Origin of the sequence: Kribbella sp. NPDC051718 (assembly GCF_040681515.1) — a bacterium.
GTDB lineage: Bacteria > Actinomycetota > Actinomycetes > Propionibacteriales > Kribbellaceae > Kribbella.
On record NZ_JBFAYZ010000001.1, the window covers coordinates 1,234,460 to 1,261,336 of the forward strand.

The window sequence follows — 26,877 nt, forward strand, 5'->3', positions numbered from 1 at the left end:
TCCACAGCTTTGAAGTAGTCGCGGATCCGGGGCGGTGTCCGGTGCACCTTCTTGGGTATGAACCCACAACTCAGCGTGATGACGCACATCCGCGGCGGGGTCTTCACGCGAGCCGATGCGCGCGCGTGCGGCTACCCCGACCCTGACATCGACTCCCTGCTGGACACCGGCGGCTGGCGCCGGATCCGGCCGGGCACGTATGCCCCGCACCAGACCCTCACCCTGGTCGACGACGCCATGCTCCACGTCCGCCGCCTCTTCCAGGTACTACGCCGCGGCGACCCCGGCCTCATCGCCAGCCACCAATCAGCCGCAGCCCTCCACGCCCTCCCCCTCTGGGGCCTGGACCTGACCACCCTTCACCTCACCACCCGCACAGCCCATCCTGGCCCGCATCCCCCTGGCACCCACCACCACGTCCGAGACCCCATCGGCCCCGGCATCACCACCTGGAACAAACTCCGCCTGACCACCCCAGCCCGAGCCGTAGCCGAGGTAGCCGCCACCGCTCCCCTCGCCCCCGCAGTAGCCCTAACCGAAGCCACCCTCTACGCCGGCCTAGCCACCCTCCCCTCCCTAAAACGTTCCGCCACCCACCTCCTCGGCGACGTGGACGGGCCGCTTGCTCGTGCGTTGCGGGTTTTCGAGTTGGCTTGTACTGAGTCGGCGTCGGTGGCTGAGTCTCGGCTTCGGTTGATCCTGGCGGAGGCGGGGTTGCCGAAGCCGTCCTCCTCGGCACCGCCGATGTCTGATGACCAGCTGGTCGATCTGGCTTGCGCGCTCTGGTTCCCGGACCAGCGGACGGTGGTTGAGTTCGAGCCTCGTTTTCCCTTCTGGAGTGAGGAATTCGACGACTACGCGACGGACGCCGCCGACCGCGCATTCGGTGCCAGCCCGTCGGTGGACCCCGATCCACCGGAGCCACTGGAGTACTGCTTCATCTCCTGGCACGACCTCGACACCCCACGCACCGTCGTCGACCAACTCCGATCGACCTTCGCCCGAGCCGCCCGCCAAACCGGCGTCCACCTCTTCGACCCCACCCGACAACGCCGCCCTCGCTCAGCCTTCCGGCGCTCGCACCTCTACCTCTCCACCGCCACCCCAGACCAACCCAGCTGACTCCCCGTCGCCTATCTGAAGGGGCCTTCGGCAATCACCGCTGCCACCTCCGCCTGCGTGACGGAGTGCGGGTCGAACTCGGTGAGACACCAGGTCGCACCCGCCGCGACGTAGGGCGCGGGGTCGACGTCCGGCTCCAGAGCAACCGCAAAGTCGTACGGCGCAACCGCCCCGGCCGACGTCGCGCCCGGATCGGCCGGCAGTGTGGCGGCTTCGGTGCGGAAGGTTTGTACTGCTGCTACTGCTTCGGCCAGTTGGTCGGGAGAGGTCAGGTTGACGGGGAAGAAGCCGTTGTAGCGGGCTGCTCGACGGCGGGGGCGGAGGTTGCCGGGGAAGCCTGCGATCCAGATGGGGATGCCATCGGGCTGAGGTGGTTTGGGGAGGAACTCGACGTCGTCGATGGTGTAGTGGTTGCCGTGGTGGTGGACCGGTTCGCCCGTCCAGGCGGCTCGGAGGATGTCCAGGGATTCGTCTGTCATCGCGGCGCGGACCCGGTCGTCGGGCTCGTCGCCGAAGCGGCTGAACTCTTCGCCGAAGCGGTCGGCGCCGATGCCGACGCCGAGGGTCAGGCGACCACCGCTCAATACGTCGAGGGACGCGGTCTGCCGGGCGAGGACCGCCGGGCGCCGGCGAGCAAGGGGGGTGACCATCGGGCCCAGGCGGAGTCTCTCGGTGACCATCGCCGCGGCGGTGAGGGCGACCCAGGGGTCGGCGACCGCGCGTACCGGGGAGCGCCAGCGCACGTGGTCCCAGACGAACAACGCGTCCCAGCCCGCCTCCTCAGCGGCCGCGGCCAGCGACGCGACCACCCGCGGATCGGCCAGCTCGTCGAACAACGGGATCCAGACGGCAGATTTGAGCGATGTCATGTCCCCCACCGTAGAAAGGGCAGGGGTTCATGAATAGCGATCATTTCCGATGGAGGCGATCAGGGTTCACGATGTTCGAGCAGCCACCGCTGGCGGGTCGGGGGTTTGGTGGGGTGCGGTTTGTCGGTGGGTGGGTTGCGGAGGACCCGGTACGCGCCGGCCGTGCGACTGCCGCCGGAGCGGTTCGGCGACGGCCGGGTCGAGAAGGTCACCCGATATGAACTCATCAGGCCCCGGACTCAGCAGCGGCCTGGGTTGCGGCGTTGGCCGCGGTCAGTTGGGCGATGATGGTGCCGGTGTCCATCCAGACGTTCTCGCGGCTGATGAGTCCGTCGCGGAACTCGAGCACATGCAGCAGCCGGGCGGTGACCACGGTGTTGTTACCCGGTACGCCGTACAGGTCGCCGACGACGGTCTGCGTCATCATCACCTCGTCGACCATGAAGTCGTCGCCGTACATCCGCCGGATCGGCTCGTAGATCTCGTCAGTCGCGCCGTCGAACAACGCCTGGTAGAGCGGCGCCACCTCGGCATGTCCCTTACGTACGCCGAGGCCGACGACGTCATGCTCGACGTCCTCGGTCAGAGTGGCGAGCGTGGCCTCCAGATCGTGGGCGGCCTCACCGGCGAAGTGCCGGTCGAGGACGGCGTCCATCTCAGCTGGTGTCATTGCGATCCCCCAGGGTTCGTCATTATGCGATAGGTTTATCATCATGAGAAATCATTCTCACGTCAAGGGGTTCGATGACAGGCCGTGAGCAGCAGAAGCAGCGCACCCGGCAGGCGCTCATCGACGCGTACCTGACGATGGTTCGTGACGGCGGCGAGTCGCCGACCGTGCAGCAGGTGGCCGAGAAGGCGGGGATCTCGGTCGCCACGGCGTACCGGTACTTCCCGAATCCGAAGTCGTTGCGCGACGACGGGTCGACCTGGGCGACCCGCGACTTCCCGAGCTTCGAAGACGTACTGGCCGACGCCGGCGACGATCCGCTGGTCCGGGTCGAGTTGCTGATCCGGACGATTACCGGACTGCAGTTCGCGGACGAGCCGGTCTGGCGGAGCGTGTTCCAGATGACGCAGGAGCGCTGGTTCGCCCAGTGGGAGGCCGGCGGCGAGATGGTGCCGGTACGGTCCACCGCCCGCCGCGACGGCGTCGAACTGGCGTTGCGCCCACTGGTCGACGAGCTACCGCCGAAGGACTTCACCCGGCTGGTCAACGCGGTGATGCTGGTCTGGGGAGTCGAAGCCCTCATCGCCACCCGAGACGCCGTCGGCCTCGAACCCGCCGAAGCCCTCGACACGATGGTCTGGGCAGCCCAAGCACTCGTCCAAGCAGCCCGCCAAAAGCTGGAAGGGCCCGCCTGACGGCGAGCCCTTCCAGAAAAAACAGGTACTACGCGAGGAGCGAGGTGCCGGTGGAGCGGAGGTTTTCGCAGGCCTCTACTACCCGGGCGGCCATGCCGGCCTCGGCTGCCTTGCCCCAGGCGCGCGGGTCGTAGGCCTTCTTGTTGCCGACCTCGCCGTCGATCTTCAGCACGCCGTCGTAGTTGGCGAACATGTGACCGGCGACCGGACGGGTGAACGCGTACTGCGTGTCCGTGTCGACGTTCATCTTGATCACACCGTGGTCGACGGCCGCGCGGATCTCCTCGAGCGTCGAGCCCGAGCCGCCGTGGAAGACCAGGTCGAACGGGCGGTCCTTGCCGACCTTGGCGCCGACCGCGTCCTGGATGTCCTTCAGGATCTCCGGGCGCAGCTTGACCGAGCCCGGCTTGTAGACGCCGTGCACGTTGCCGAAGGTCAGGGCGGTCAGGTACCGGCCGTGCTCGCCGGTGCCGAGCGCCTCGACCGTGGCCAGGCCGTCCTCGACCGTGGTGTAGAGCTTGTCGTTGATCTCGTTGGCGACGCCGTCCTCCTCACCGCCGACGACACCCACCTCGATCTCCAGCACGATCTTCGCCGCCGCGGCCTTGGCCAGCAGCTCCTTGGCGATCTCCAGGTTCTCGTCCAGCGGCACGGCCGAGCCGTCCCACATGTGCGACTGGAACAGCGGGTTCTCGCCGCGCGCGACCCGCTCGGCGGAGATCTCCAGCAGCGGCCGGACGAAGCCGTCCAGCTTGTCCTTGGGGCAGTGGTCGGTGTGCAGCGCGATGTTCACGTTGTAGTTCTTCGCGACCTCGTGCGCGTACGCCGCCAGCGCGACCGATCCGCTGACCATGTTCTTGACGGTCGAGCCGGACAGGTACTCCGCGCCGCCGGTGGAGACCTGGACGATGCCGTCCGAGCCCGCCTCGGCGAAACCACGGATCGCGGCGGTCAGCGTCTGCGAGGAGCTGACGTTGATGGCCGGGTAGGCGAAGGCGTTCTGCTTCGCCTTGTCCAGCATCTCGGCGTAGACCTCAGGGGTGGCAATAGGCATGTCTCGCGGTACTCCTCACAGCAAAGTTCCATGTGGGTTGAGCTCCAGTATTGCCGCCGCACACTTCGTCGGACGAGGCGGCCCGCCTGCTGAGCCGGCCAGGTGACCGGGGAGCGAACAGCAGGGGAACAGACCAGTTGATGAACAGGACCGATCCAGTTTGTTACGCGGACCCCGACCGCGGACCCCGCGGCGTGAGGGCCATGTGCAGCCGATAACGATCGGCCCGGTACGCCGACCAGGACAGCTCGACCACCTTGCGGCCGGCGAAGGTCGTGCGCTCGAGGACCAGCAGGGGTGCCCGCCTGGCCACGCCGAGCACCCGGGCGACATGGCCGTCGGCGTTGTCCGCCCGGACGGTCTGCTCACCCGAGGTGACGACGACGTCGTACTCGCTGGCGAAGACGTCGTACAGGGTGCCGAGCTCGCGGCCGAGCAGGCCGGGGAAGAGCGCGGACGGGTAGTAGCCGACCTCGTAGGCCATCGGCGACGCGTCGGCCGTGCGCAGCCGCTCGACCCGGATCACCTTGGTGCCCTTGGCGACCCGCAGGCCCTTCGCGGTCTCGTCGGAGGCCTCGATCTCGGTCGCCGACAAGACGACCGTGCCAGGCTCCAGGCCACGGGCGCGCATCTCGCGGGAGAACGAGGTCAGGTGCAACTGGGAGTCGACCTGCGGGCCGGTGACGAAGGTCCCCTTGCCGTGCACCCGCTCCAGCGCGCCGGACTCGACCAGGTCGCTGATCGCCTGCCGGACGGTCACCCGGGAGACGTTCAGCTTGTCCACCAGCGCCCGCTCGGAAGGGATCGGGTCGCCCGGGTGCAGCTCGACGTCGATCAGCCGTTCCAGTACCGATCGGACCTGGGCCCGTTTGGTCGCCACCATCGAAACTCGATCCTCCAGACCTCGGCGGAAGTCGGGGGTGCCCCGATTCACCGCTCACTGCTATCGTGCGCAGCATACCTGTTAAGACCAGATAGGACCAGTGATCGTCGTGGTGTCAACGCCCGTCCCCGTCCCTGCCACCCAGATGGCACGCGAGATCGCCGAGCAGCCGGCCGCGCTGGCCGCGACGTTCGAGCACGTGCTGCCGCTGCGGCACGAGATCACCCGGCTGGCCGCCGGCCGCCGGCACGTGATCTTCGTGGCCCGGGGGTCGTCGGACAACGCCGGCGTGTACGGCCGCTACCTGACCGAGATCCACGCCGGCCGGCAGGCCTCCCTGGCCGCGCCGTCGGTGGCCACCCTGTACGGCGCCAACCTCGACCTGTCGAACTCGCTCGTCGTCGCGGTCAGCCAGTCCGGCGCCACCCAGGAGATCGTCGACACGGCCGAGTGGGCCAAGCGCAACGGCGCCGCGATCGTCGGCATCACCAACGACGGCGACAGCCCCCTGGTCTCGGTGGCCGACGTCGCGCTGATCACCCAGGCCGGCAAGGAGCTGGCCGTCCCGGCCACCAAGACCTACACCACCCAGCTCGCCGCGATCACCGTCGCGGTCGACGCGCTGGCGCAGAAGCCGGGCACCCTGGACGCCGACATCGCCCGCGTCCCCGAGGCGGCCGCCAAGATGCTCGAAGGCTCGGTCGACGCCGCCGCCGACCTGCTCGCCGGCGCCCACGACGTCCTGTCCAGCGGTCGCGGCCTGACCTTCGGTACGACGCTCGAGGTCGCCCTCAAGCTGGAGGAGACCTGCCTGCAGCCGGTCCGTGGCCTCTCGTACGCCGACCTCAAGCACGGCCCGATCGCCGTCGTCGACTCCGACCTGGTCACCATCCTGGTCGCGGCCGGCGAAGGCCCCGCACTGCCGGGGATGACCGAGCTGGCCGCGATCGTCCGGGAGAAGGGCAGCAAGATCCTCGGCATCGGCGGCGACGCCCGCTTCGCCTCGCTCTGCGACGTCAACCTGGCCGGCCCGGACCTGCCCGAGACGCTCGCCCCGCTGGCCCTGATCATCCCGGCCCAGCGCGCGATCGAGGCCCTGGCCCGCAAACTCGGCCTCGACCCCGACGCCCCCCGCGGCCTCCGCAAGGTCACCCAGACCGACTGACCTTCACCCAGAAAACTCCCGTCACCCACAAGGGTGGCGGGAGTTTTGTCGTTCAGGCTTCGGCGCGGGACTGGTCGTAGGAGTGCTGGGCGTCGAGGATGCCGGGCATGCTGCTGGTCAGGTAGCCGATCAGGTCGAGGAGCTTGGCGGCCAGTACTTCGCCGGTCGGCGTGAGGCTGTACTCGACCTTCAGCGGGAACGTCGACTGGACCTCCCGGATCACCAGGCCGTCGCGTTCGAGCGCCTGCAGGGACTGAGCCAGCATCTTCTGGCTGACCCCTTCGACCCGCCGACGCAGCTCGTTGAAGCGCATCGGGCCGTCGGCGAGAGCGCCTAGCGCGAGTGCCCCCCAGCGACCGGTCACATCCTCGAGCACCGGCCGGGACGGGCAGGCGGCGCCGAAGACGTCGTACTCCACCTCGTCAGCCATGCCACCAGAGTACCGCTGCCGGGTACCAGTTACTTGAAGGTTGTAGTACCTTCTGGAGAGCAGTATCTAAAAGTGACTCCAGACCTCCACCGAAGGATGCGACCCAGATGATCGATCGACGTTCTCTGATCCGGAACAGCAGCGCGGCGGGCTTCGGCGCACTGGCGCTGGCCGCGGTGAGCAGCGGCAGTGAGCTGGCTTACGGCGCCGCCGAAGGGCACGGCGGCTGGGACGGTTTCCCGGCCAACCTGACTGCCGCCGAGCGCAAGCACCTGAAGATCTTCGACGAGCTGGACTTCGAGATCTTCACCGGCCAGAAGTGGGATCGGTTGCACGAGAGCCACGCCCGCAACATCCGGGCGCACTGGCCCGACGGGCACTTCACCGACGGCATCGACAAGCACATCGCCGACCTGGCCGCGCTGTTCGTCTGGGCGCCGGACACCCGGATCGAGGAGCACCCCTTCCGGCTCGCCAACGGCCAGCTGACCGCGGTCACCGGCAACATGCTGGGGACCTTCACCAAGCCGATGCCCGACGGCAAGGGCGGCTTCATCCAGCCGACCGGCAAGGCCTACTCGCTCCCGATGGCCACCGTCGGCATCTGGAACAAGCGCAACACGATGGACGAGGAGTACCTGTTCTGGGACAACCAGACCTTCTTCACCCAGATCGGTCTCGGCTAGCTAGACAAAGCTAGATCCGCCCGCGCCGGCGCAGCGCAGTACCGATCTGGTCGGCGCAGTCCAGCAGCGGCTCCAGTACTTCGCATTGCAACGACGCACGGGTGGAGCGGGACGCGTGCGCCGAGACGTTGAGAGCGGCAACGGCTCGGCCACGCGAATCCCTGATCGGTACTGCGATCGACCGCAGCCCCAGCTCCAGCTCCTGGTCGACCAGCGCATAGCCGTCAACCGCCGCCTGCTTGATCAGCTCCCCCAGCTCAGCCACCGAAGTCACGGTGTGCTCCGTCATCGCCTCCGGCTCCAGGGCCACCAGGTACGCCGACAGCTCGCCTGCAGGCGCGTCGGCCAGCAGCACCCGCCCCATCGAGGTCACGTACGCCGGTAGGCGCGCACCCACGCCCAGCGCGACGGTCATGATCCGCCTGGTGGGTACGCGGGCGACGTACACGATGTCCGGCAGGTCAAGCGTCGCTATCGAGCAGGACTCCCGGGTCTTGAGGCTCAGCTCCTCCATGTACGGCCCGGCGATGTCGCCGAGGTCCAGCGAGGACAGGTAGGCCCAGCCGAGAGCCAGCACGCGCGGCGTGAGTGAGAACCGCCGCCCGTCGCTCCGGACATACCCGAGCTCCTCCAGCGTCAGCAGGATCCGCCGTGCGGTCGCCGGCGTGATGCCGACCTCCCGGGCCACCTCGCTCAACGTCAGCGAGGGCTGCTCGGCGTCGAACGCGCGGATCACGGCCAGCCCACGCTCCAGCCCCTGCAGGAACGTGCCGCCCGAGCTTGTAGACGCATCACCAACCATGAGCTAGCCTTTTCGTTGAAAGAAGAATCTTTCGCTGAGCGAAATCCTAGCACGAAATATCTCCAGCGGAGTTGCTGATGACAAGTCCAGTGCCCCTCGCCGAGGCGATCGCCGCGCACGTCCACGACGGGGACACGGTCGCGCTGGAGGGATTCACGCATCTGATCCCGTTCGCTGCGGCCCATGAGATCGCCCGGCAGGGACGGCGGCACCTGACGCTGGTCCGGATGACGCCCGACCTCATCTACGACCAGCTGATCGGTCTGGGCTGCGCTGACGAGATCGTGTTCTCGTACGGCGGCAATCCGGGCGTGGGGTCGCTGCACCGGCTGCGCGATGCAGTGGAGAACCACTGGCCGCACCGGCTCGTAGTACACGAGCACAGCCATGCAGGGCTGGCCAACGCTTACTCGGCTGGGGCTGCGCGGCTGCCGTTCGCAGTACTGCGGGGTTACCGCGGTACTGACCTCGAGGAGCAGCGGGACATCATCAGCCGGGTCACTTGCCCCTTCACTGGCGAGGAGTTGGCAGCGGTGAAGGCGGTGAACCCGGATGTGGCGGTCATCCACGCGCAGCTGGCTGATCGGGAGGGCAACGTGATGCTCTGGGGGATCACTGGGGTGCAGCGGGAGGCAGTGCTCGCCGCCAAGCGGGCCATCGTCACCGTGGAAGAAGTGGTGGATGAGTTCCCCGAGCGCACCGGCGCGGTGATCCTGCCGAACTGGGTGCTGTCGGCCGTGAGCGTCGTACCGAATGGCGCGTGGCCGTCGTACGCCGCGGGGTATTCCGTGCGGGACAACGACTTCTACCAGCAGTGGGATGCGGTATCGCGCGATCGCGAGTCCTTCCTCGCCTGGGCTGCGGAGAACGACCTCAAGGAGACGAGCGATGTCTGAGTGGACGAGCGCGGACATGATGAACGTCGCGGCGGCGCGCGAACTGCTCGATGGGGATGTGTGTCTGGTCGGCGTCGGGCCGCCGAATCTGGCGGCCAACCTGGCCCGGCGTACGCACGCGCCGAACTGCCGGCTCGTCTACGAGTCGGGGGCGATCGATGCGAAGCCGAAGAAGTTGCCGCTGTCGATCGGTGACGACGACCTGGCGGCGACAGCCGTCTCCGTGGTGTCGGTGCCGGAGATGTTCAACTTCTGGGTCGGTGCTGGGCGGATCGATGTCGGATTCCTCGGGGCGGCGCAGATCGATCGCTTCGGCAACATCAACACGACGGTGATCGGCGGGCACTCGGATCCGCAGGTCCGGTTGCCTGGTGCGGGCGGGGCGCCGGAGATCGCGGCGGCGGCCGGGCGGGTGATCGTGATCGTGAAGCAGTCGCCGCGGACGTTCGTCGAGCGGGTCGACTTCATCTCGTCGGTCGGCTACGGGCCGACCGGGCGCGAACGGCAGGCGCCGGGCGCTGGTCCGACGCTGGTGATCACGGATCACGGGGTACTTCAGCCGGACCCCGATACCAACGAGCTGACGATGACGCGCTTGCACCCCGGCGTCACCGCTGAGCAGGCGGTCGCGGCGACCGGGTGGGCGTTGAAAGTTGCCGGCAACATCGAAGCTGTGGCTGAGCCGACCGAGGTCGAGCTGACCGCCCTCCGGAAGCTACGCAACCGGGAGCTGTTCGATGAGTGAGTCCTTCACCCACGTCGGACTGGCCAGCCGGGTCGTCCTAGGTGCCGGCTCGCTCGATCGGGTAGCCGACGAGGTCGGCCTGCTCGGCATCGACCGGGTGTTGCTGATTGCCACGCGGTCCGCCCGCGAGTGGGCGGACCTGGTCGAGCGCTCCCTCGGCGACCGCTTCGCCGGCCGCATCGACGAGGTCCGCCAACACGTCCCGAAAGAAAAGGCCGGCGCCGCCCGAGCCAAGGCGCGCGAGGTTGGCGCCACAGGCATCGTCGCCATCGGCGGCGGCTCGGCGATCGGCCTTGCGAAAGCCATCGCTCTCACCGAGGACCTGCCCATCATCGCTGTACCAACCACATATTCCGGATCGGAGATGACTCCGGTGTGGGGTCAGACCGAAGGCGGAAGCAAGACAACCGGCACCGACCTCAAAGTACTGCCGAAGGCTGTTGTCTACGATCCGGTGCTCAGTCAGCAGTTGCCGTTGAAGGTTACGGCGGCGAGTGTTGCCAACGCGCTGGCGCATTGTGTGGAAGCGACCTGGACCGAGAAGGCCGACCCGATCAACGACGTCATCGCGGTCGAAGCGGCGCGGGCACTTCGTGAAGGACTCCTTCAGGTGCTGGAGAATCGCACCGATCTGGATGCTCGGAGCAACCTCTTGTACGGCGCTTCACTGGCCGGGTCGGCGATGGCCAGCGCGGGGACAGGATTGCACCACAAGCTCTGTCATCTGCTGGGCGGCATGTACAACCTGCCCCACGCGGAAACCCACGCAGCCGTTCTCCCGCAGGTGACCAGGGTGAAGGCGCCGGAAGTCCCCCGCGCCAAAGCAAGACTCGAAGAAGCGTTGCAGACAACAGATCTGGCGACTGGCCTGTTCGATCTGTTCAGCGCCGCCGGAGTCCCGACGAGTCTGCGAGAGCTCGGCCTGACCGAGGAGCAGGCAGCGGAGGCGGCCGAGCGCTTCGAAGGCAGCACCTCCATCGACGTCAAAGAAATACTCCATCGAGCTTGGGCAGGTGAACGATGAGCTCCGCATACCTACTGGACGCCGTCCGTACCCCGGTAGGAAAACTCGGCGGCGCGCTGGCCGGCGGCCGCCCCGACGATCTGGCCGCCGTCACCCTCCGGGAGTTTCTGGTCAGACATCCCGGCCTCGACCCGGCGCTGATCGACGACGTCTTCCTCGGCAACGCGAACGGCGCCGGTGAGGAGAACCGCGATGTCGCAAGAATGGCAGCGCTACTGGCCGGCTACCCGACCAGCGTCCCCGGTACCACCGTCAACCGCCTCTGCGGCTCCGGACTCGAGGCCGCGATCCAAGCAGCCCGGGCGATCGAGACCGGCGATGCATCCCTGGTCGTGGCAGGTGGTGTCGAGTCGATGAGCCGGGCACCCTGGGTCCTCCCCAAGCCTGACAAGGCCTACCCGCACGGCAGCGTGATGGCCGAGTCCACCTCCCTCGGCTGGCGGCTCATCAACCCGCGCATGCCGAAGGAGTGGACCGTCTCCCTCGGCGAGGCCACCGAGCAGCTCGCCGACCGATACAACGTCGGTCGCGAGGCGCAGGACCTCTTCGCCCTCGAGAGCCACGAGAAAGCCGGCAAAGCCTGGGCAGCCGGCAAGTTCGACGCCGAGATCATCCCCTGGGAGCACCTCGCGCCGATCCTCCCGAAGAAGACGACGCCGCTCTCCAGGGACGAGTCCATCCGTGATGGCGGCACCCCGGACATCATGGCGAAGCTCAAGCCGGCCTTCCGCGACGGCGGTACGGTCACGGCGGGCAACGCCTCCACCCTCAACGACGGCGCGTCCGCAGTACTGATCGCCGACGAGGCGACAGCGCAGAGCCTGGGCATCACTCCCCTGGCGCGGATCGTCAGCCGGGCCGTACACGGCGTCGAGCCCCAGTACTTCGGTACCGCGCCCGTCGAGGCATCCCGCAAGGCTCTCGCCAAGGCAGGCATCGGCTGGGACGACCTCACCCTGGTCGAACTCAACGAGGCGTACGCCGCGCAAAGCCTTGCCTGCTTGGGCGAATGGCCCGAGCTGGATCGTACGAAGGTGAACGTGAACGGCGGAGCAATCGCGCTCGGGCATCCGCTCGGCAGCTCCGGTACGCGCATTCTGACCACGCTGGCGCACGAACTGCGTCGCCGTGGTGGCGGTTACGGCCTGGCGACCCTTTGCATCGGTGTCGGCCAAGGCATAGCGATGGTCATCGAGGCATGAGGAGCGACATGGATCTGGCTGGGGACGAGCTCACCGAAGCGGTCGTGGCGAGTTTCGACGGCAGTAAAGACGAGCGCACCAAGACGGTGCTGAGCGCGCTGGTGCGGCATCTGCACGAGTTCGCCCGCGAGGTCGAGCTCACCGAGGAGGAGTGGTTCACCGGGATCGACTTCCTGACCCGGACCGGCCACCTGTCGACCGGCACGCGACAGGAGTTCGTGTTGCTGTCCGACGTGCTCGGGTTGTCGATGCTGACCGTCGGGCTGGGCAACAAGAAGCCGGCCGGGGCGACTCAGTCGACCGTGTTCGGGCCGTTCTTCGTCGAGGGTTCGCCGGAGGTCAAGCTCGGCGACGACCTGTCCAACGGCGCGCCAGGGCAGCCCTGCCTGGTGTCGGGACAGGTCCTCGATCTGCAGGGCAAGCCGATTGCCGGGGCACTGGTGGAGACCTGGCAGGCGGACGAGGACGGCTTCTACGACGTTCAGAAGGACCTTGACGGACCGCAGAACCGTGGTCACCTGACAACCGATGCCGATGGCAACTACTCGTTCTGGGCGGTCCGCCCGGTCGCCTACCCGATCCCGGACGACGGCCCGGTCGGCGAGCTGCTGCGGGCCGGTGGTCGCGGCCCGATGCGCCCGGCGCACATCCACTTCATGGTCACCGCGCCCGGTTTCTCCCGGCTCATCACGCATGTCTTCGCGGCCGGCGACGAGCACCTGCACGACGACGCCGTCTTCGGCGTGAAGGACTCGCTGATCGCCGAGTTCACCGAACACGCTGCCGGTACGGCGCCTGACGGCCGCGTACTCGACCAGCCCTACTCGACCGTTCAGTACGACTTGGTGCTCGCCACCACCGAGGAGACCCGATCATTGTGATGGAAACCGATGTACTGATCGTCGGCACCGGCCCGGCCGGCGGAGCCGCTTCGCTCTTCCTGTCCAGCTACGGGATCGACAACGTCGTACTGACTCGCTACGGCTGGACCGCCAACACTCCGCGGGCGCACATCACCAACCAGCGCACGATCGAGCTGATGCGCGACATGGGCATCGAGGACCAGATCATCGGCAAGGGCACCGAGCATGCGCTGATGGGCCAGACCGCCTTCTGCACCAGCCTTGCCGGCGAGGAGATCGGCCGGATCCGCACCTGGGGAACGCATCCGCAGCGCCTGGCCGACTACACCGAGGCCAGCCCGACTCTCCCCTGCGACCTCCCGCAGACGCTGTTCGAGCCGATCCTGGTCAGTACTGCGGCCAGCCGCGGCGCCCGCCTGAGGTTCGACACGGAGTACGTCTCGCTGGAGCAGGACGACGACGGCGTGACCGCGACCGTGCGGGACCGGCTGTCGGGCGAGACGTACCAGATCCGGGCGAAGTACCTGATCGGCGCGGACGGCGGTCGCAGCAAGGTCGCCCAGGACATCGGGCTGCCGATGGCCGGCGCGATGGACATCGAGGGCTCGATGAACATCGTCTTCGAGGCCGACCTGTCCAAGTACGTCGCGCACCGGCCGAGCGTTCTCTACTGGGTACTTCAGCCAGGCGCCCAGATCGGAGGCATCGGCGCCGGGCTGGTCCGGATGGTCCGGCCGTGGAACGAGTGGCTGATCGTCTGGGGCTACGACATCAACCAGCCCGCGCCGGTCGTCGACGAGGCGATGGCGACCGAGATCGTGCACAACCTGGTCGGTGACGACACGATCGACGTGAAGCTGAAGGGCACCTCGGTCTGGAGCGTCAACCACATGTACGCCGAGAAGGCATCGGTCGGCCGGGTGTTCTGTATGGGTGACGCGATCCACCGGCACCCGCCGTCGAACGGGCTCGGTTCGAACACCTCGATCCAGGACGCGTACAACCTGGCCTGGAAGCTCGCGCTCGTCCTCAAGGGCCAGGCGTCGGCGAAGCTGCTCGACAGCTACGACGAGGAGCGCACCCCGATCGCCCGGCAGATCGTGGATCGCGCGAACAAGAGCCGCACGCAGTTCGGGCAGATCTTCCACGCGCTCGGGATGACACCGGACGCGCCGGCCGGCCGGACGATCGACTCGCGCAAGGACGACTCGCCGGAGGGTGCCGCGCAGCGCGAGGAGCTGCGCAAGGCGATCGAGGTCAAGGACTACGAGTTCAACGCGCACGGTGTCGAGCTGGGTCAGCGGTACAAGTCGGGCGCGGTCGTTCCGGACGGTACCGACGAACCGGAGTACACCAGAGACCCGGAGCTCTACTACCACCCGACTACGTGGCCGGGTGCGCGGATTCCGCATTGCTGGTTGACCAGGGGCACCGAGACCGTCAGCACGCTGGATGTGGTCGGCAAGGGCCGCTTCACCCTGCTCACTGGCATCGGTGGCGAGGCGTGGGTCAAGGCGGCCCGGGCGATCGCAGAGGAGACCGGTGTCGAGGTGGAGGCGTTCGTGGTCGGCCCTGGTCGCGAGCTGGACGACCTGTACGGCGACTGGGCGCGACTGCGCGAGATCACCGACAACGGGTGCCTACTGGTTCGGCCGGACGCCCACATCGCCTATCGGTCGCATGACCTGCCTACCGACCCCACTGCTGCGCTGGGTGACGCGTTCCGGGCTCTGCTCAGCCGGTAGCCAGCACTAGCCAGCCGTGCGCTGGTACAAGCAACGGGTCTTCCGGTAGGTGACCAGGATCCGACTGCGCTGCGATGACGAGGCCTGCTACTTCCACAGGGAAGCGGTAGGCCTCGTCTCCTACGTTCAGGAGCAGCAGTAGCTGCCCGCGCGCGTCACCGGAGCGCAGCGCAAGCGCCTGGTTGGTCAGGTGGGCGACCTTGGTCCGGGACCGCGTCAGCCACGCATTGCGACGCCGTACGCCGATCAGCCGCTGATGCAGCCGATACGTCTCCCACTGAGGGTCGGCCAGTTCGCTCGGCTTATCCGGGAACTCAGGCCGGATCGCGTCGTCGCCACCGACCCTGTCCTCCTTGATGCCCTGCATGGCCTGCTCGTCACCGGCGTAGATGCTGGGTATGCCGGCCACCGAGAACAGGACGGCCAGCGCATGGCCCAGGTGCCGTGGATCGTCCAGCTTGCTCGCGATGCGGGTCACGTCGTGGTTGCCGACGAAGGTCTGCGGCACCAGCGGGTCGACGAGTTGCTGGTGCCGCTCCAGCGCATACGCCAACTCGAAGAAGTTCCGGTCGTTCAGCGAACTCCAGATCGCCTTCCACAGCTCGTACTGCGTGATCGAATCGAGCGTGCTCGTCGCCGCATAGCCGGCGTAGTCGCCATGGATCAGCTCGCCGACGAACCACGACTCCGGGAACCGTTCACGCACCTCCGACAACACCCCGCGCCAGAACTCAGCCGGTACTGCGTACGCCGCGTCCAGCCGCCACCCGTCGATGCCACGCTCGAGCCAATGGCACATCACCTCGATGACGTGCTCGCGAACCGCCTGCTCCTCGTGGTTGAGCACGATCAGGTGCTCGTGGCCCTCGAAGCTGGCGATCGACCCGTCCGGCAACTGTTTGAACCACTCCGGCGGCGCCGCGAAGCTGCGGGCAACATGGTTGAAGACCCCGTCGAGCAGGATCCGCAGCCCGCGTTGCTTGGCCGCGGCAACCAGCGCGTCGAAGTCCTCGTAGTCGCCCAGCCGCGGATCGATCCGGAAGTGGTCGATCGTGTCGTAGCCGTGCGTCTCCGACTCGAAGATCGGCCCCAGCAGCAGGCCGGAGCAGCCCAGCTCGATCACATAATCGAGCCAGTTCTCCAGCCGCCGCAGCCGTGCTGTCCGGAAGCCGGTCGGCAACGCCGTCGGCTCAGCACCGACGAACCCCAACGGGTAGACGTGCCACCAGATCGCATGATCGGCCCACGGCACCATCGACGACTCCTCCCGAAACCCCTGGAGGAACACACAGTAGAACGCCTCTCAGCCGGCGTGGCCCACGGGCACCGGGAATTCGCGGCCGACTTCCTCGACCAGGGCAACCACTTCGGCGGTCTCCGCCTCGAGCAGTTTGAGCAGCGCAACCCGCGACTCGTCGCTGCGTGCCTCCACGGCAGCCGTCGAGATCGCTTGCACGGTGGCGACTTCGTGCACCAGCGCGCCCCAGATCTCTTCCAGCTGGGCGAGATTGGCCGGTCGCGCGATCTCGACCTGCGCGATCTCGCCGATCTCAACGGCCCGGCGGACATGCAAATTCGAACTCATACTTCCCCCACGGTCGTACCTGACCCCGAACCAACGCATGCTGAAGCAGGCGTCGTCCCCGCCCGAGTTGGGACTGACAACACCTCCAACGCGACTCGCCACCCCGGGGTTACGGCCCCTGCGCAAACAACTTTCCCGGCAACTTTCTCGCCGGCTAAGGCCTCTGCTGGAAGGTGTGGCGGCGGATCCAGGCGTGCATCGCGATGGCCGCCGCCGCGCTGGCATTGATGGAGCGGGTGGAGCCGAACTGGGCGATCGACAAGACGTCGGTGCAGATCTTGTGGGCCTCGTCGGTCAGCCCCGGGCCTTCCTGGCCGAAGAGCAGGATGCAGTCGGTGGGCAGTTCGTACGTCTCCAGCGGGACCGAGCCGGGGAGGTTGTCGATGCCGATCACGGCCAGCTGGTGCTGTTCGGCATACGCGGCGAGGTCGGCGAGCTGGGGATGGTGGCGGACGTGCTGGTAGCGGTCCGTGACCATCGCGCCGCGGCGGTTCCATTTGCGGTTGCCGACGATGTGCACCTCGTGCGCCAGGAACGCGTTCGCAGTCCGGACGACCGAGCCGATGTTCAGATCGTGCTGCCAGTTCTCGATCGCCACGTGGAACGGGTTGCGCCGGGTGTCGAGATCCTCGACGATCGCCTCCAGCCGCCAGTACCGGTACTTGTCCACCACGTTGCGCCGATCACCGGCCGCGAGCAGCTCCGGGTCGTACCGGGGATCGTCCGGCAGCTCGCCCTGCCAGGGCCCGACGCCGACCTCCGCGGTACCGACCAGGTCGGCCCCGACCAGGTCAGCAGCCCTGTCGGTGTCACGGTCACGATTGGCTTCCTGCATGGGTGGGGACGCTACCCTGTCCGCGTGCTGACAATGGTCGCGATGCTGATGCCGAACTGGATGGACCCGGAATACCTGCTGAACTGGCTGGGTGACTGGTCACTCTGGGGCACGGCCGCGGTCGTCTTCATCGAGTGCGGGCTGCTGTTCCCGATCCTGCCGGGCGACTCGCTGCTGTTCGCGGTCGGCCTGTTCATCGCGCGCGGCAACATCGACGTCCCGCTCTGGCTGGCCTGCGTGATCCTCACCGTGTCCGCGTTCCTCGGCAACGTCTCCGGCTACTACATCGGCCGCGGGCTCGGTACGACGCTGTTCAAGAACCCGAACGCCCGGTTCCTGAAGCCGAAGTACATCGAGCAGACCCACGAGTTCTTCGACCGGTACGGTCCGCGCGCGCTGGTGCTGGCCCGGTTCGTCCCGATCGTGCGTACCTTCATCACCATCGTGGCCGGAGCCGGCCGAATGGACCCGAAGAAGTTCTTCCTCTGGACCGGCGTCGGCGCCGTCCTCTGGGCCAGCGGCATCACCCTGCTCGGCCACGCCCTCGGCAAGGTCAAGCTGATCCACGACCACCTCGAGTCGGCCCTGATCCTGCTGGTGCTGATCTCACTCGTCCCGATGCTGGTCGAGTTCGTCCTCGCCAAGCGCCGCGGCCGCGGCAACCTCGCCGACGGCGTCGAGGCCCAGCTCGAGCAGCCCACCTCGCACCGCCGCAAGCACTGAACGATCAGTGCCCGAACGGGAAGTGCGGGTCTGACCAAACGTAGTCGGTGCTGAGTTCCAGCAGGTCGGTGGTGCCGACCTGGCCGCAAGGCAATGGCCCGACCACCTGACCGGAGCCGAGTGAACATGCCACCCGGACCCGGTCGGCCGCCTGGTACCAGACCAGCGCCCCCCGTGGCGCAGCCCCTTCGTGCAGCAGGGCGTGGTGGTCGAGCCATCGCAACGCGTCTTCCGGATCGTGCCAACCGCTGTCCTGGGCATAGCCGAACGCCATCCGCTGGAACTTCAGCGACCAGTCCTGCCAGGCCCCTGACCCCACCCGTTCCAGCTGCCAGCTCAGCGCGGCCTCTGTGTCCCGTGGGTTTGCCGCCCACGTCACAGCCTGGCCTTCCACAACAATCTCCCCCATGGCCGTGCTCCCCCATCCTCCGGCCTTTGCCGTGGTGAGTAGAAGCTTGTCCTGGGCGCATACAGCCGCCGTACATTGCGAAATGTAACTACGCACGGCGACGAAGCCGTTGCGTAGAAGGCGAAATCAGCCGGCCGCGAGATCCGTGGTCAGCTCCGCGAGTGCAGCGCGCGCCTGACCGGCCTTGGTGTCGTTGGCAACGAGCTGCCACACGCGGGCCGCGCGATCGAGATACCGGCGGGCGAAGTCGACGTTGTCGGCGCTCGCGTACAGCCGGCCCAGGTCGTACGCCGCCTGCCCCTCGACGCTGCGATCGCCCAGCCGGTGACCGATCGCGATCGCGTCCAGCAACATCCGGCGGGCAGCCGCCTCGTCACCGACGCCGACGAAGGCCTGCCCCAGCTCCGCTCGCCCGTACGCCGCGCAGTGGTCGTCACCCAGGCTGTTGAAGATCGCCAGCGACGCCTGCAACTGGCGAACCGCCTGGTCGTTGCGGCCCTGCTGCATCCGCAGCGTCGCGATCCGCCGACGGACCTTCGCCTCCCGGTGTGAGTCCCCCAGCCGTACGCCGAGCAGGAACGCCTCGGCCAGGTACCGGCCGGCGACGACCGTGTCGTTGCGGCTCAGCCAGATCGACGCGGCCGCGCTGCGGGCCACCGCCTCGCCGTTCTTGTCGCCGACCTCGACCAGCGCCTCCACGGCCCGCTCGTACTGCGCGAGGCTCTCGTCCGGCCGGCCACGTTCACGCAGCCAGGTTCCGAGGCCGACCGCGACGATGCCGGCCCCTTGGCGATCCCCGATCTCGTCGAAGATCGCGGCCCCCTCGGTGAGGTGCTCCCAGGCCGCGTCCCAGTCGTCGCGGTAGATCGCGAGCTGGCCCAGGTTGCGACGCAGGATCGCCTCGCCGCGCTGGTCACCGCAGGCGATCGCGCTGGTCAGGCCGGGCTGGTGCGACTCGTTCCAGTCGTCGTAGTACGCGCGCATGTCGAGGTACGGCCCCCAGGCGGCCGCGATCCGCCAGGCGTAGTCGTGCAGGCCGTTCTGCGCCGCCGCCCGGATCGCCGGGGCGAAGGTGGACCGCTCTGCGTCGAACCAGGCGATCGCGTCCGACGGGGTGAACGGCTGCGGGTCCGGGGCGAGCAGTGGACCGGTGTGTTCGAGCGTGCCGAAGTACCCGAACGGTAGTGCGGCACTGGCTCGGCGGACCTTGTGCAGCAGCGATTCGAAGACGGTTCGCAGGTCCTTGATCGCCTGCGCCTTCTGCTCGTCGTCGCCGACCCCGATGGCGTGCAACCGGAGCAGGTCGTGCACGCGGTAGCGCGCAGTACCGTTCGCGTCGACTGTGCTGATCTGGACCAGGTTGACCTCGATCAGCCGGTCCATGCTGCGGCGTACCGACGCAGGCGTGGCGATCGTCTCCAGGATGCGGGCGGAGAACTCACCAACCGCGAAGTGACCGATCAGCCGGTAGAGCCGGGCCTCCTCGGCGCTCAGCGCGTCGTAGCTCAGATCGGCGCTGGTACGGACCGCCAGCTCGCCGATGCTCAACTCATCCAGCCGGTGCGTCTCGTCGCGAAGGCGCCGGGCCAGCTCGGCCGGGCTGAGGTCGGGGCGCTGGGCGAGGCGGCTGGCGACGATCCTGATCGCGAGCGGCAGGTTGCCACAGGCCTCGAGGATCTCGTTGACCGCTGCGGAGTTCGTGTCGACTCGGCCCACTCCGGCGACCCGGCGGAGCAGCTCGGCCGCCTCGCCGTCGTCGAAGGTGTCGAGCGGTGTGCTGTCCGCACCGGCCAGGTCCATCAAGCGGTTCCGGCTGGTGATGACGACGGCCGAGGCTCCGGTGCCGGGCATGAGCGGCGCGATCTGGCTCGCTGCGGCCACGTCGTCGAGGACGATCAGCACCCGGCGGCTGGCGAGCTCCGACCGCAACGTGGCCGACCGACGCTCAGGGTCGGCCGGTACTGCGGAGTCCGGCATGTTGAGACTCAGCAGCAGATCGGTCAGCGCGGCCGCCGGATCGCGCGGCTCGGTTGCGCCCCGCATGTCCAGGTAGATCTGCCCATCCGGGAAGGAGTCCCGGACCAGGTGGCCGAGCCGGACAGCGAGTGAGGTCTTGCCAGTGCCAGGAGCACCCGAGATCACTGCGATCGGCGGCCGGATCGGGTCGCGGCCGCAGACGAGGTCACGCAACTGCTCCAGGTGCTGCAGCCGGCCGCTGAAGTCGGCCAGGTCCAGAGGGAGCTGGCTGGGCGGGCGGTGCGGCTCGGTGAGCACCGGCGACGCCATGGGGCCGGCGGGCTCGGGCTCGGCGGGTTGGGTAGTACGGGTTGCTGCTGGGATGCCGGGGTCGGGCCAGTTGGCCGAGCGGCCGTTCTCTGCGCGGGCACCGGCTGCTTGGAGCTCCGGGCCGGGCTTGACGTCCAGCTCGTCGGCCAGGGTCTGCACTGCTTTCGCGTATGCCGCCCTGGCCTCGCCGGTCCGCCCGGCGGCCAGTAGGGCGTCAACCAGTCGCCGCCAGAGCTGTTCGTCGTACGGGTCTTCGGTGAGGCGGCCGCTGAGCAGTACGGCGGCTCCGCTGGCGTCCCCGTGCTCAAGGCGCAGGTCGAGCAGAGTGTCGACCAGTCCCCGGTACTGCGCGTCGAGGCGGGCGATCGAGCCCTCCCACGCGGACGGGATGCTCAGGTCCTCGAGCGGGTGCCCACGCCACAGGGAGTAGGCGCGCGACAGGACGAGCATGGCCTCGCGCTTGTCACCCGCATCGCGCAGGTGACCACCCTCTGCGAGCAAGGACTCGAACAGGCTCGCATCGAGCTCGTCGACGCCGACCCCGATGCTGTAGCCGGCCGCAGAGGTGTCGATCGGGGCGACCAGCCCGGCATCCTGCAGCACTCCGCGCAGGGCCCGGACGTAGGTGCGGATGTTGGCCGTCGCCGAGCGGGGCGGGTTGCCCTCCCAGAGCGCGTCGGCGATCAGGTCGGTGGAGACGAACCGGTTGGGGTGCAGCAGGAGCGTCGCGAGCAGCTGGCGCGGCTTACTGGCGCGTAGCGGCTGGCCCTGGACGTGAGCGAGGCGTAGAGGTCCGAGGATCTCGTACCTCAGACTGTCCACTTGCTCGCCCTCTCAACTGTTGGCCCGCCCCATGGTGTCATCCCGCCCCGCCCGCCGGGAAGGTTCGGCGGGTGCGATGTACGTCGCGATGTACGCGCGATGTATCCGGGCCGGGCATCGTGGTGTGCGGTACCGGGGGGAGGGCAGGCCCGGGGGTGACGAACTGACCGTCGTCGTCCCCGGGCCTGAATTCGGGATCTTGTGTAGGACGCTGAGTACTGGCCTGTGGGGGCACTGGCCGGAGGGAGGCTCAGCGCCCTATCTGACCGCTGGTGGTCGGTTACTGACCGCCGGTGAAGGGCGGCTGGCCGTCCTGCGGACCGGGGGATCCCGCAGGCGGCCCGCCGACCGGGGGCTGGCCGACGGGGGGCTGGCCCGCCGGCGGGAACTGCGGCTGGTACTGGGGCTGACCCGGCATCTGCGGCTGGATCTGGCCCGACGACTGCGCGCCCGGCTGCATCTGCGGCTGCGTCTGCTCACCCTCGACCGAGCCGATGGTGCCGAACGAGACCTGCGGGACCGCGCGGACCTGCTCGTCCTTGACCTCGAAGTAGCCGGCCTTCTCGAACTTGAACCGGCCCGCGATCACGTTCGACGGGAACGACTCGACCCGGGTGTTGTAGTCGCCGACGTTGGCGTTGTAGAACCGCCGGCCGGCCGCGATCCGGTCCTCGGTGTCGGTCAGCTCGCGCTGCAGGTTGAGGAAGTTCTGGTTCGACTGGATCTGCGGGTACGCCTCGACCGAGATCATCATCTGCCGCAGCGCGCCGGACAGCTCACCCTCCGCGGCCGCACGCTGCTCCGGGCTCGCGCCCTGCACGTTCACCGCCTGGGTGCGCAGCCGGGCGACCTCCTCGAACACGTGCCGCTCGTGCGCGGCGAACGCCCGGACGGTCTCCACCAGGTTCGGGATCAGGTCGTAGCGCCGGTGCAGCTCGACGTCGATCTGCCGCCAGGACTCCTGGATCAGGTTCCGCTGCTTGACGAACCGGTTGTACGAGACCATCAGCGCGATGGCGGCGATCACGACGACCGCGATGATGATGACGATGACGAGGGTCATTTCCCTGCTCCCGAGTGTTGGCTACGACTCGCTGCCGACTCTAACCGGATCGGGGGCCGGTGGAGTCAGTTGACGCGAGGATCGATCCCCGCGTAGTCCCGCCAGACGTACGCCGGAATGTTGTCGCTGACCAGGTCGAGCAGGCTCAGCCGGTTCATCACCTCGGTGGGTGAGTGCGGGCCGGCGTCCCAGCCGATCAGCGAGTCACCCTCGATCCGCCAGCCGATCTCACCGCGGGCGAGCAGCAACTCCATCATCTGCGGGTGGATCACGGCGTGCCCGAAGCGTTCGTCGTCGGCCAGGACGTGAAAGGAGCGATTGAACTGCTCGCTCTCGAACCGCAGGTCACCGAAGCCCAGCGCGTTGGCGACGGCTCCACCGAACAGGCCCTCCTGGGTGACCTCCAGCCTCGGCAGCGCGCCCGGCAGCCGCATCACCACGACACCGAACTTGTGGGTGGTCGTCGTCCGCCGGCCCTTGTTCGTCGTGTGGGTCTGATAGCTGTAGTCGAAGGCAACGACCTGGCGGCCCTGGTGGGCGCCGGTGAGGACGTTGCGCACCCGCCGGTGGTCACCGGCCTGGAACGGCGTACCGGCCCATTGCCCTGCCAGGGCGTTGTTCTCCGGCTGGTAGCTGAAGCCTTGTTGAGCAGCGAAGGCGGCGAACGCCTCCCGGCGCTTCTTCGCGTTCAGGTAGTTGACGTAGGCGACGCCGCCGCCGATCAGCAGAGCGACGGCGATTACCGCCACGACCGTCAAGAGTCGAGACCCAGCTCCTCGAGACCGAAGACCGTGCGGTACTCCAGGCCTTCGGACTCGACCTTCTCCTGGGCGCCGGTCGCGCGGTCGACGATCACCGCGACGGCGACCACCTCGGCGCCTGCCTCCCGCAGTGCCTCGACGGCGGTGAGGACCGAGCCGCCGGTGGTGGAGGTGTCCTCGACCGCGAGCACCCGGCGGCCCTTCACGTCCGGGCCCTCGATCCGGCGCTGCAGCCCGTGGGTCTTCTCAGCCTTCCGTACTACGAACGCGTCCAGCTTGCGCCCCTGCTGGGCGGCCGCGTGCAGCATCGACATCGCGACCGGGTCCGCACCGAGCGTGAGCCCGCCGACGGCGTCGTACTCGAGATCCGCGGTCAGCTCCAGCAAGGCCGGGCCGATCAGCGGCGCCGCCTCGGCGTCCAGCGTGATCCGGCGCAGGTCGACGTAGTAGTCGGCCTCCTTGCCCGAGGCCAGCGTGACCTTCCCGTGCACGATCGCCTTGGTCTTGACCTGGTCCAGCAGCGCAGCGCGATCAGAAGTCATGAGGCCGCAGCTTACTTCTTGCTGCTTTCTTACTTCTTGTCCGCTTTGACCAAGTGGCCGAAGGCGACCGAGCGGTCCGGGGAGTGGAAGAGGTCCTGGCAGGTGGTGAGGGTGATGATCGAGCTGGTCGGTGTCTCGCGGGGCTTGCCCGGGACGGGTTCGAGCACCCAGTTGTCGGTCGGTTCGACGGTCAGGTCACGGGGTGAGCCGTCCAGTTCGTAGGTGTAGACCGTGTCGGCGGTCTCCACGATCACCTGGTCGCCCTTCTTCAGCTCCAGCAGCTTGCGGAACGGCGACCCATGGGTGACCCGGTGCCCGGCGACGGCGAAATTGCCCGGCTCCCCCGGCAGCTGAGTCTGTGGGTAGTGCCCGATCCCCTTGGTCAGGTCGCTCTTCGCGACTCCTTCCACGACAGGCTTCTCCCAGTCCTTGCCCAGCTTGGGGATCCGCAGCAGCACGATCGGCGTACCGGCCTCGGCTTTTGCGGCCGGTGGTTTCTGCGCGGACGGCTGCCAGTCGTCGTGCAGGTCGCGCTTCAGATCGTCCATCGCGTGGTTCGAGGTGATCCCGGTCCCGAGGTACTGCCACCCGACCCACCCGAGCAACCCCAGCCCAGCCACCAGCAGGACGACTCCCAACCCTCGTACGACGCCCCGTGCCATGGGGACAAGTATGCAGAGGAGCTGTAAAGGCTGTGTACGTCGTGTCGATGGACGCGGGTGGTTGCCCGGGACGACGATGTGCTCAGTAACCACTTTCAGGAGGTACGCCGTGAAGGCGCTGGTCAAGGCCGAGAGCAAGCCGGGGCTCTGGCTGCAGGAGGTACCCGAGCCGCAGATCGAGGCGGACGAGGTACTGATCAAGGTCAAGCGGACTGGTCTGTGCGGGACCGATCTGCACATCCAGAGCTGGGACGCCTGGGCGCAGAAGAACGTGCCGGTACCGATGGTGACCGGTCACGAGTTCTGCGGCGAAGTGGTGGAGATCGGCGCGGGCGTTCGCGACGTGGCCGTCGGTGACCTGGTCAGCGGCGAGGGTCACCTCGTCTGCGGGCGGTGCCGCAACTGCCGGGCCGGTCGCCGGCACCTGTGCATCAAGACGCGCGGGCTCGGCGTCCACGTGGCGGGTGCGTTCGCGGAGTACGTGAAGCTGCCGGCCAGCAACGTCTGGGTGCACCGCGACCCGGTCGACCTCGACGTCGCCGCGATCTTCGACCCGTTCGGCAACGCGGTGCATACGGCGCTGTCGTTCCCGGTCGTCGGCGAGGACGTACTGATCACCGGCGCGGGCCCGATCGGCATCATGGCCGCGGCCGTCGCGCTGCACGCCGGCGCGCGCAACGTGGTGATCACCGACCTGTCCGACTACCGGCTCGACCTGGCCCGCAAGATCGGCGTCACCCAGGCGGTGAACGTTCGTGAACGGAGTATCGCCGACGCCCAGCGCGAGCTCGGCATGCGCGAGGGCTTCGACGTCGGGATGGAGATGTCCGGCCAGCCGGCCGCGCTGCGCGACATGCTGGCGAACATGAACCACGGCGGCAAGATCGCCATGCTCGGCCTGCCCGCCGACGAGATCGCGATCGACTGGGGCACGGTGGTGCTCAACATGCTGACCATCAAGGGCATCTACGGCCGGGAGATGTTCGAGACCTGGTACTCGATGTCGGTGATGCTGGAGCGCGGCCTCGACCTCGGCCCGGTGATCACCCACCGGTTCGACTACACCGACTTCGAGCAGGCCTTCGACGTCGCCCGGGATGGCGACTGCGGCAAAGTGATCCTGGACTGGACCAACCTGGAGGAGAAGCACTGATGTTCGGCCGGATGCGCGACGACCTGACCACCACGATCGGCGAGATCCGCGACGCCGGGCTGTACAAGTCCGAGCGGGTGATCAGCTCACCGCAGAACGCGTCGATCTCAGTTGCCTCAGGCAACGAGGTGCTGAACTTCTGCGCCAACAACTACCTCGGCCTGGCCGACCACCCCGAGGTGATCGCGGCGGCCCGGGACGCCTTGGACCGTTGGGGTTTCGGGATGGCCTCGGTGCGCTTCATCTGCGGCACCCAGCAGATCCACAAGGACCTTGAGGATGCACTCAGCGCGTTCCTCGGCCAGGAGGACACTATCCTCTACAGCTCCTGCTTCGACGCCAACGGCGGTCTGTTCGAGACGCTGCTCGGCGCCGAGGACGCGGTCATCTCCGACGAGCTGAACCACGCCAGCATCATCGACGGGATCCGGCTCTCCAAGGCTCGCAGGTTCCGGTACAAGAACCGCGACATGGCCGACCTCGAGGCGCAGCTGAAGGACGCGGCGGACGCCCGGTACCGGTTGATCGCGACCGACGGTGTGTTCTCGATGGACGGGTACGTCGCGCCGCTGGACGAGATTTGCGACCTGGCCGAGCGGTACGACGCGCTGGTGATGGTCGACGACTCGCATGCGGTCGGCTTCGTCGGGCCGGACGGGGCTGGGACGCCGTCGCTGTTCGGAGTACAGGACCGGATCGACGTACTGACCGGCACGCTCGGTAAGGCGCTCGGTGGTGCGTCGGGTGGTTATGTGTCGGCGCGGCGCGAGATCGTCGAGCTGCTGCGTCAGCGGTCCCGGCCGTACCTGTTCTCCAACTCGCTCGCGCCGTCCGTGACCGCAGCCTCGCTGAAGGCCCTGCAGCTGATCGGCGGCTCGACCGAGCTGCGCGACCAGCTCACCGCCAACACGAAGCTGTTCCGGACCAAGATGACCGAGGCGGGCTTCGACGTCCTCCCCGGCGACCACCCGATCTCGCCGGTGATGATCGGCGACGCCGCCGAGGCCGGCCGGCTGGCCGAGAAGCTGCTCGAGCTCGGCGTGTACGTGATCGCCTTCTCGTACCCCGTCGTCCCGAAGGGCAAGGCGCGGATCCGCACCCAGCTCTCCTCCGCCCACTCGACCGAGGACGTCGAGCGCGTGGTGGCCGCCTTCATCGAGGCCCGGGCTGCTCTAGCCTGACGCA

General features: G+C 68.0%; 28 protein-coding genes. 13 read left to right on the forward strand and 15 right to left on the reverse strand.

From position 1 onward, the window contains the following. Positions 1-57 precede the first annotated feature (57 nt). Positions 58-1,122 (forward strand): type IV toxin-antitoxin system AbiEi family antitoxin domain-containing protein, encoded by a 1,065-nt coding sequence (locus tag AB0M15_RS06080; protein ID WP_363814377.1) that lies wholly within the window; start codon positions 58-60, stop codon positions 1,120-1,122. Positions 1,123-1,133: 11 nt separating this feature from the next. Here AB0M15_RS06080 and AB0M15_RS06085 read toward each other — a convergent pair whose 3' ends face one another. Together AB0M15_RS06085 and AB0M15_RS06090 are read right to left on the reverse strand one after the other, a co-directional pair. Continuing rightward, the gene (locus AB0M15_RS06085; protein ID WP_363814379.1) at positions 1,134-1,991 is read right to left on the reverse strand and encodes a TIGR03619 family F420-dependent LLM class oxidoreductase; all 858 of its coding nucleotides are present in this window, start codon (positions 1,989-1,991) and stop codon (positions 1,134-1,136) included. Positions 1,992-2,217: 226 nt separating this feature from the next. After that, positions 2,218-2,661, reverse strand: coding sequence for a nuclear transport factor 2 family protein (locus AB0M15_RS06090; protein WP_363814381.1), 444 nt, complete (start codon positions 2,659-2,661; stop codon positions 2,218-2,220). A gap of 74 nt (positions 2,662-2,735) precedes the next feature. Here AB0M15_RS06090 and AB0M15_RS06095 point away from each other — a divergent pair, with 74 nt between their 5' ends. Further along, the gene (locus AB0M15_RS06095; RefSeq protein ID WP_363814383.1) at positions 2,736-3,356 is read left to right on the forward strand and encodes a TetR/AcrR family transcriptional regulator; all 621 of its coding nucleotides are present in this window, start codon (positions 2,736-2,738) and stop codon (positions 3,354-3,356) included. A gap of 28 nt (positions 3,357-3,384) precedes the next feature. Here the strand turns inward: AB0M15_RS06095 and fbaA are convergent, their stop codons facing one another. Beyond that, positions 3,385-4,410 (reverse strand): class II fructose-bisphosphate aldolase, encoded by a 1,026-nt coding sequence (gene fbaA, locus AB0M15_RS06100; RefSeq protein WP_363814385.1) that lies wholly within the window; start codon positions 4,408-4,410, stop codon positions 3,385-3,387. 163 nt (positions 4,411-4,573) lie between these two features. After that, positions 4,574-5,293, reverse strand: a complete 720-nt coding sequence (locus AB0M15_RS06105) for a GntR family transcriptional regulator (RefSeq protein ID WP_132156117.1) — start codon at positions 5,291-5,293, stop codon at positions 4,574-4,576. A 109-nt stretch (positions 5,294-5,402) separates the two neighbouring features. On the opposite strand from AB0M15_RS06105, the gene AB0M15_RS06110 reads away from it, so the two are divergent. Further along, a complete protein-coding gene (locus AB0M15_RS06110; RefSeq protein WP_363814387.1) occupies positions 5,403-6,458 on the forward strand; it encodes an SIS domain-containing protein in 1,056 nt (351 codons plus the stop codon). A gap of 52 nt (positions 6,459-6,510) precedes the next feature. On the opposite strand, the gene AB0M15_RS06115 is transcribed toward AB0M15_RS06110, so the two are convergent. After that, positions 6,511-6,888, reverse strand: a complete 378-nt coding sequence (locus AB0M15_RS06115; RefSeq protein ID WP_363814389.1) for a helix-turn-helix domain-containing protein — start codon at positions 6,886-6,888, stop codon at positions 6,511-6,513. A gap of 107 nt (positions 6,889-6,995) precedes the next feature. Between AB0M15_RS06115 and AB0M15_RS06120 the strand changes: the two genes are divergently transcribed. Then, a complete protein-coding gene (locus AB0M15_RS06120; protein WP_363814391.1) occupies positions 6,996-7,574 on the forward strand; it encodes a nuclear transport factor 2 family protein in 579 nt (192 codons plus the stop codon). A gap of 10 nt (positions 7,575-7,584) precedes the next feature. On the opposite strand, the gene AB0M15_RS06125 is transcribed toward AB0M15_RS06120, so the two are convergent. Beyond that, positions 7,585-8,376: an IclR family transcriptional regulator C-terminal domain-containing protein gene (locus tag AB0M15_RS06125; protein ID WP_363814392.1), complete on the reverse strand. Its 792-nt coding sequence runs from the start codon at positions 8,374-8,376 to the stop codon at positions 7,585-7,587. Positions 8,377-8,453: 77 nt separating this feature from the next. On the opposite strand from AB0M15_RS06125, the gene AB0M15_RS06130 reads away from it, so the two are divergent. Genes AB0M15_RS06130 through AB0M15_RS06155 form a run of 6 tightly spaced genes read left to right on the forward strand, consistent with a single transcriptional unit; the run spans position 8,454 to position 14,851 of the window. Further along, a complete protein-coding gene (locus tag AB0M15_RS06130; protein WP_363814394.1) occupies positions 8,454-9,272 on the forward strand; it encodes a CoA-transferase in 819 nt (272 codons plus the stop codon). Further along, positions 9,265-10,017 (forward strand): CoA-transferase, encoded by a 753-nt coding sequence (locus AB0M15_RS06135; protein ID WP_363814396.1) that lies wholly within the window; start codon positions 9,265-9,267, stop codon positions 10,015-10,017. The genes AB0M15_RS06130 and AB0M15_RS06135 overlap by 8 nt, the downstream gene beginning before the upstream one ends. Next, positions 10,010-11,041, forward strand: a complete 1,032-nt coding sequence (locus AB0M15_RS06140) for a maleylacetate reductase (protein ID WP_363814398.1) — start codon at positions 10,010-10,012, stop codon at positions 11,039-11,041. The genes AB0M15_RS06135 and AB0M15_RS06140 overlap by 8 nt, the downstream gene beginning before the upstream one ends. Then, complete coding sequence (locus tag AB0M15_RS06145; RefSeq protein ID WP_363814400.1) at positions 11,038-12,243, forward strand: thiolase family protein; 1,206 nt, start codon at positions 11,038-11,040, stop codon at positions 12,241-12,243. Before AB0M15_RS06140 ends, AB0M15_RS06145 begins: the two co-directional genes overlap by 4 nt. An 8-nt stretch (positions 12,244-12,251) precedes the next feature. Beyond that, a complete protein-coding gene (locus AB0M15_RS06150; RefSeq protein ID WP_363814402.1) occupies positions 12,252-13,124 on the forward strand; it encodes an intradiol ring-cleavage dioxygenase in 873 nt (290 codons plus the stop codon). Then, a complete protein-coding gene (locus AB0M15_RS06155) occupies positions 13,124-14,851 on the forward strand; it encodes an FAD-dependent monooxygenase (RefSeq protein WP_363814404.1) in 1,728 nt (575 codons plus the stop codon). The genes AB0M15_RS06150 and AB0M15_RS06155 overlap by 1 nt, the downstream gene beginning before the upstream one ends. Here the strand turns inward: AB0M15_RS06155 and AB0M15_RS06160 are convergent. The 3 genes from AB0M15_RS06160 to AB0M15_RS06170 all read right to left on the reverse strand — a co-directional run bounded on the left by AB0M15_RS06160 (position 14,841) and on the right by AB0M15_RS06170 (position 17,271). Further along, the gene (locus tag AB0M15_RS06160) at positions 14,841-16,106 is read right to left on the reverse strand and encodes an alpha-amylase family glycosyl hydrolase (protein WP_363814406.1); all 1,266 of its coding nucleotides are present in this window, start codon (positions 16,104-16,106) and stop codon (positions 14,841-14,843) included. The two genes, AB0M15_RS06155 and AB0M15_RS06160, sit on opposite strands and share 11 nt — an antisense overlap. A 48-nt stretch (positions 16,107-16,154) precedes the next feature. After that, complete coding sequence (locus tag AB0M15_RS06165; RefSeq protein ID WP_363814408.1) at positions 16,155-16,436, reverse strand: hypothetical protein; 282 nt, start codon at positions 16,434-16,436, stop codon at positions 16,155-16,157. A gap of 154 nt (positions 16,437-16,590) precedes the next feature. Further along, a complete protein-coding gene (locus AB0M15_RS06170) occupies positions 16,591-17,271 on the reverse strand; it encodes a TrmH family RNA methyltransferase (RefSeq protein WP_363814410.1) in 681 nt (226 codons plus the stop codon). A gap of 33 nt (positions 17,272-17,304) precedes the next feature. On the opposite strand from AB0M15_RS06170, the gene AB0M15_RS06175 reads away from it, so the two are divergent. Then, a complete protein-coding gene (locus AB0M15_RS06175) occupies positions 17,305-17,994 on the forward strand; it encodes a DedA family protein (RefSeq protein ID WP_363814587.1) in 690 nt (229 codons plus the stop codon). Between the two features lie 4 nt (positions 17,995-17,998). On the opposite strand, the gene AB0M15_RS06180 is transcribed toward AB0M15_RS06175, so the two are convergent. The 6 genes from AB0M15_RS06180 to AB0M15_RS06205 all read right to left on the reverse strand — a co-directional run bounded on the left by AB0M15_RS06180 (position 17,999) and on the right by AB0M15_RS06205 (position 24,539). Next, positions 17,999-18,403 carry a hypothetical protein gene (locus AB0M15_RS06180; RefSeq protein ID WP_363814412.1) on the reverse strand — a complete coding sequence of 135 codons (405 nt, stop codon included), beginning with the start codon at positions 18,401-18,403 and terminating at the stop codon, positions 17,999-18,001. Between the two features lie 126 nt (positions 18,404-18,529). Beyond that, on the reverse strand, positions 18,530-21,511 hold the full coding sequence (locus AB0M15_RS06185; RefSeq protein WP_363814414.1) for a BTAD domain-containing putative transcriptional regulator: 2,982 nt from the start codon (positions 21,509-21,511) through the stop codon (positions 18,530-18,532). A 280-nt stretch (positions 21,512-21,791) separates the two neighbouring features. Then, the gene (locus AB0M15_RS06190) at positions 21,792-22,574 is read right to left on the reverse strand and encodes a LemA family protein (RefSeq protein ID WP_363814417.1); all 783 of its coding nucleotides are present in this window, start codon (positions 22,572-22,574) and stop codon (positions 21,792-21,794) included. Positions 22,575-22,639: 65 nt separating this feature from the next. Continuing rightward, positions 22,640-23,323 (reverse strand): hypothetical protein, encoded by a 684-nt coding sequence (locus AB0M15_RS06195; RefSeq protein ID WP_363814419.1) that lies wholly within the window; start codon positions 23,321-23,323, stop codon positions 22,640-22,642. Positions 23,324-23,328: 5 nt separating this feature from the next. Continuing rightward, positions 23,329-23,877: an orotate phosphoribosyltransferase gene (gene pyrE / locus AB0M15_RS06200; RefSeq protein ID WP_343974584.1), complete on the reverse strand. Its 549-nt coding sequence runs from the start codon at positions 23,875-23,877 to the stop codon at positions 23,329-23,331. Between the two features lie 29 nt (positions 23,878-23,906). Beyond that, complete coding sequence (locus AB0M15_RS06205; RefSeq protein WP_363814421.1) at positions 23,907-24,539, reverse strand: class E sortase; 633 nt, start codon at positions 24,537-24,539, stop codon at positions 23,907-23,909. Positions 24,540-24,648: 109 nt separating this feature from the next. On the opposite strand from AB0M15_RS06205, the gene tdh reads away from it, so the two are divergent. Then, complete coding sequence (tdh, locus tag AB0M15_RS06210) at positions 24,649-25,692, forward strand: L-threonine 3-dehydrogenase (RefSeq protein WP_363814423.1); 1,044 nt, start codon at positions 24,649-24,651, stop codon at positions 25,690-25,692. Further along, entirely contained in the window at positions 25,692-26,873 is a 1,182-nt protein-coding gene (locus AB0M15_RS06215; protein WP_363814425.1) for a glycine C-acetyltransferase, read from the forward strand. The genes tdh and AB0M15_RS06215 overlap by 1 nt, the downstream gene beginning before the upstream one ends. Positions 26,874-26,877 lie beyond the last annotated feature (4 nt).

Bases quoted from the DNA above. Each gene is read 5' to 3' on its own strand.
- AB0M15_RS06080 (WP_363814377.1), top strand. From the start codon at position 58: ATGAACCCACAACTCAGCGTGATGACGCACATCCGCGGCGGGGTCTTC.
- AB0M15_RS06105 (WP_132156117.1), bottom strand. From the start codon at position 5,293: ATGGTGGCGACCAAACGGGCCCAGGTCCGATCGGTACTGGAACGGCTG.
- AB0M15_RS06125 (WP_363814392.1), bottom strand. From the start codon at position 8,376: ATGGTTGGTGATGCGTCTACAAGCTCGGGCGGCACGTTCCTGCAGGGG.
- AB0M15_RS06175 (WP_363814587.1), top strand. From the start codon at position 17,305: ATGGTCGCGATGCTGATGCCGAACTGGATGGACCCGGAATACCTGCTG.
- AB0M15_RS06130 (WP_363814394.1), top strand. From the start codon at position 8,454: ATGACAAGTCCAGTGCCCCTCGCCGAGGCGATCGCCGCGCACGTCCAC.
- AB0M15_RS06215 (WP_363814425.1), top strand. From the start codon at position 25,692: ATGTTCGGCCGGATGCGCGACGACCTGACCACCACGATCGGCGAGATC.
- AB0M15_RS06150 (WP_363814402.1), top strand. From the start codon at position 12,252: ATGGATCTGGCTGGGGACGAGCTCACCGAAGCGGTCGTGGCGAGTTTC.
- AB0M15_RS06180 (WP_363814412.1), bottom strand. From the start codon at position 18,403: ATGGGGGAGATTGTTGTGGAAGGCCAGGCTGTGACGTGGGCGGCAAAC.
- AB0M15_RS06135 (WP_363814396.1), top strand. From the start codon at position 9,265: ATGTCTGAGTGGACGAGCGCGGACATGATGAACGTCGCGGCGGCGCGC.
- pyrE (WP_343974584.1), bottom strand. From the start codon at position 23,877: ATGACTTCTGATCGCGCTGCGCTGCTGGACCAGGTCAAGACCAAGGCG.
- AB0M15_RS06170 (WP_363814410.1), bottom strand. From the start codon at position 17,271: ATGCAGGAAGCCAATCGTGACCGTGACACCGACAGGGCTGCTGACCTG.
- AB0M15_RS06165 (WP_363814408.1), bottom strand. From the start codon at position 16,436: ATGAGTTCGAATTTGCATGTCCGCCGGGCCGTTGAGATCGGCGAGATC.
- AB0M15_RS06155 (WP_363814404.1), top strand. From the start codon at position 13,124: ATGGAAACCGATGTACTGATCGTCGGCACCGGCCCGGCCGGCGGAGCC.
- AB0M15_RS06190 (WP_363814417.1), bottom strand. From the start codon at position 22,574: ATGACCCTCGTCATCGTCATCATCATCGCGGTCGTCGTGATCGCCGCC.
- AB0M15_RS06095 (WP_363814383.1), top strand. From the start codon at position 2,736: ATGACAGGCCGTGAGCAGCAGAAGCAGCGCACCCGGCAGGCGCTCATC.
- AB0M15_RS06205 (WP_363814421.1), bottom strand. From the start codon at position 24,539: ATGGCACGGGGCGTCGTACGAGGGTTGGGAGTCGTCCTGCTGGTGGCT.
- AB0M15_RS06085 (WP_363814379.1), bottom strand. From the start codon at position 1,991: ATGACATCGCTCAAATCTGCCGTCTGGATCCCGTTGTTCGACGAGCTG.
- fbaA (WP_363814385.1), bottom strand. From the start codon at position 4,410: ATGCCTATTGCCACCCCTGAGGTCTACGCCGAGATGCTGGACAAGGCG.
- AB0M15_RS06145 (WP_363814400.1), top strand. From the start codon at position 11,038: ATGAGCTCCGCATACCTACTGGACGCCGTCCGTACCCCGGTAGGAAAA.
- AB0M15_RS06140 (WP_363814398.1), top strand. From the start codon at position 10,010: ATGAGTGAGTCCTTCACCCACGTCGGACTGGCCAGCCGGGTCGTCCTA.
- AB0M15_RS06160 (WP_363814406.1), bottom strand. From the start codon at position 16,106: ATGGTGCCGTGGGCCGATCATGCGATCTGGTGGCACGTCTACCCGTTG.
- AB0M15_RS06090 (WP_363814381.1), bottom strand. From the start codon at position 2,661: ATGACACCAGCTGAGATGGACGCCGTCCTCGACCGGCACTTCGCCGGT.
- AB0M15_RS06120 (WP_363814391.1), top strand. From the start codon at position 6,996: ATGATCGATCGACGTTCTCTGATCCGGAACAGCAGCGCGGCGGGCTTC.
- AB0M15_RS06115 (WP_363814389.1), bottom strand. From the start codon at position 6,888: ATGGCTGACGAGGTGGAGTACGACGTCTTCGGCGCCGCCTGCCCGTCC.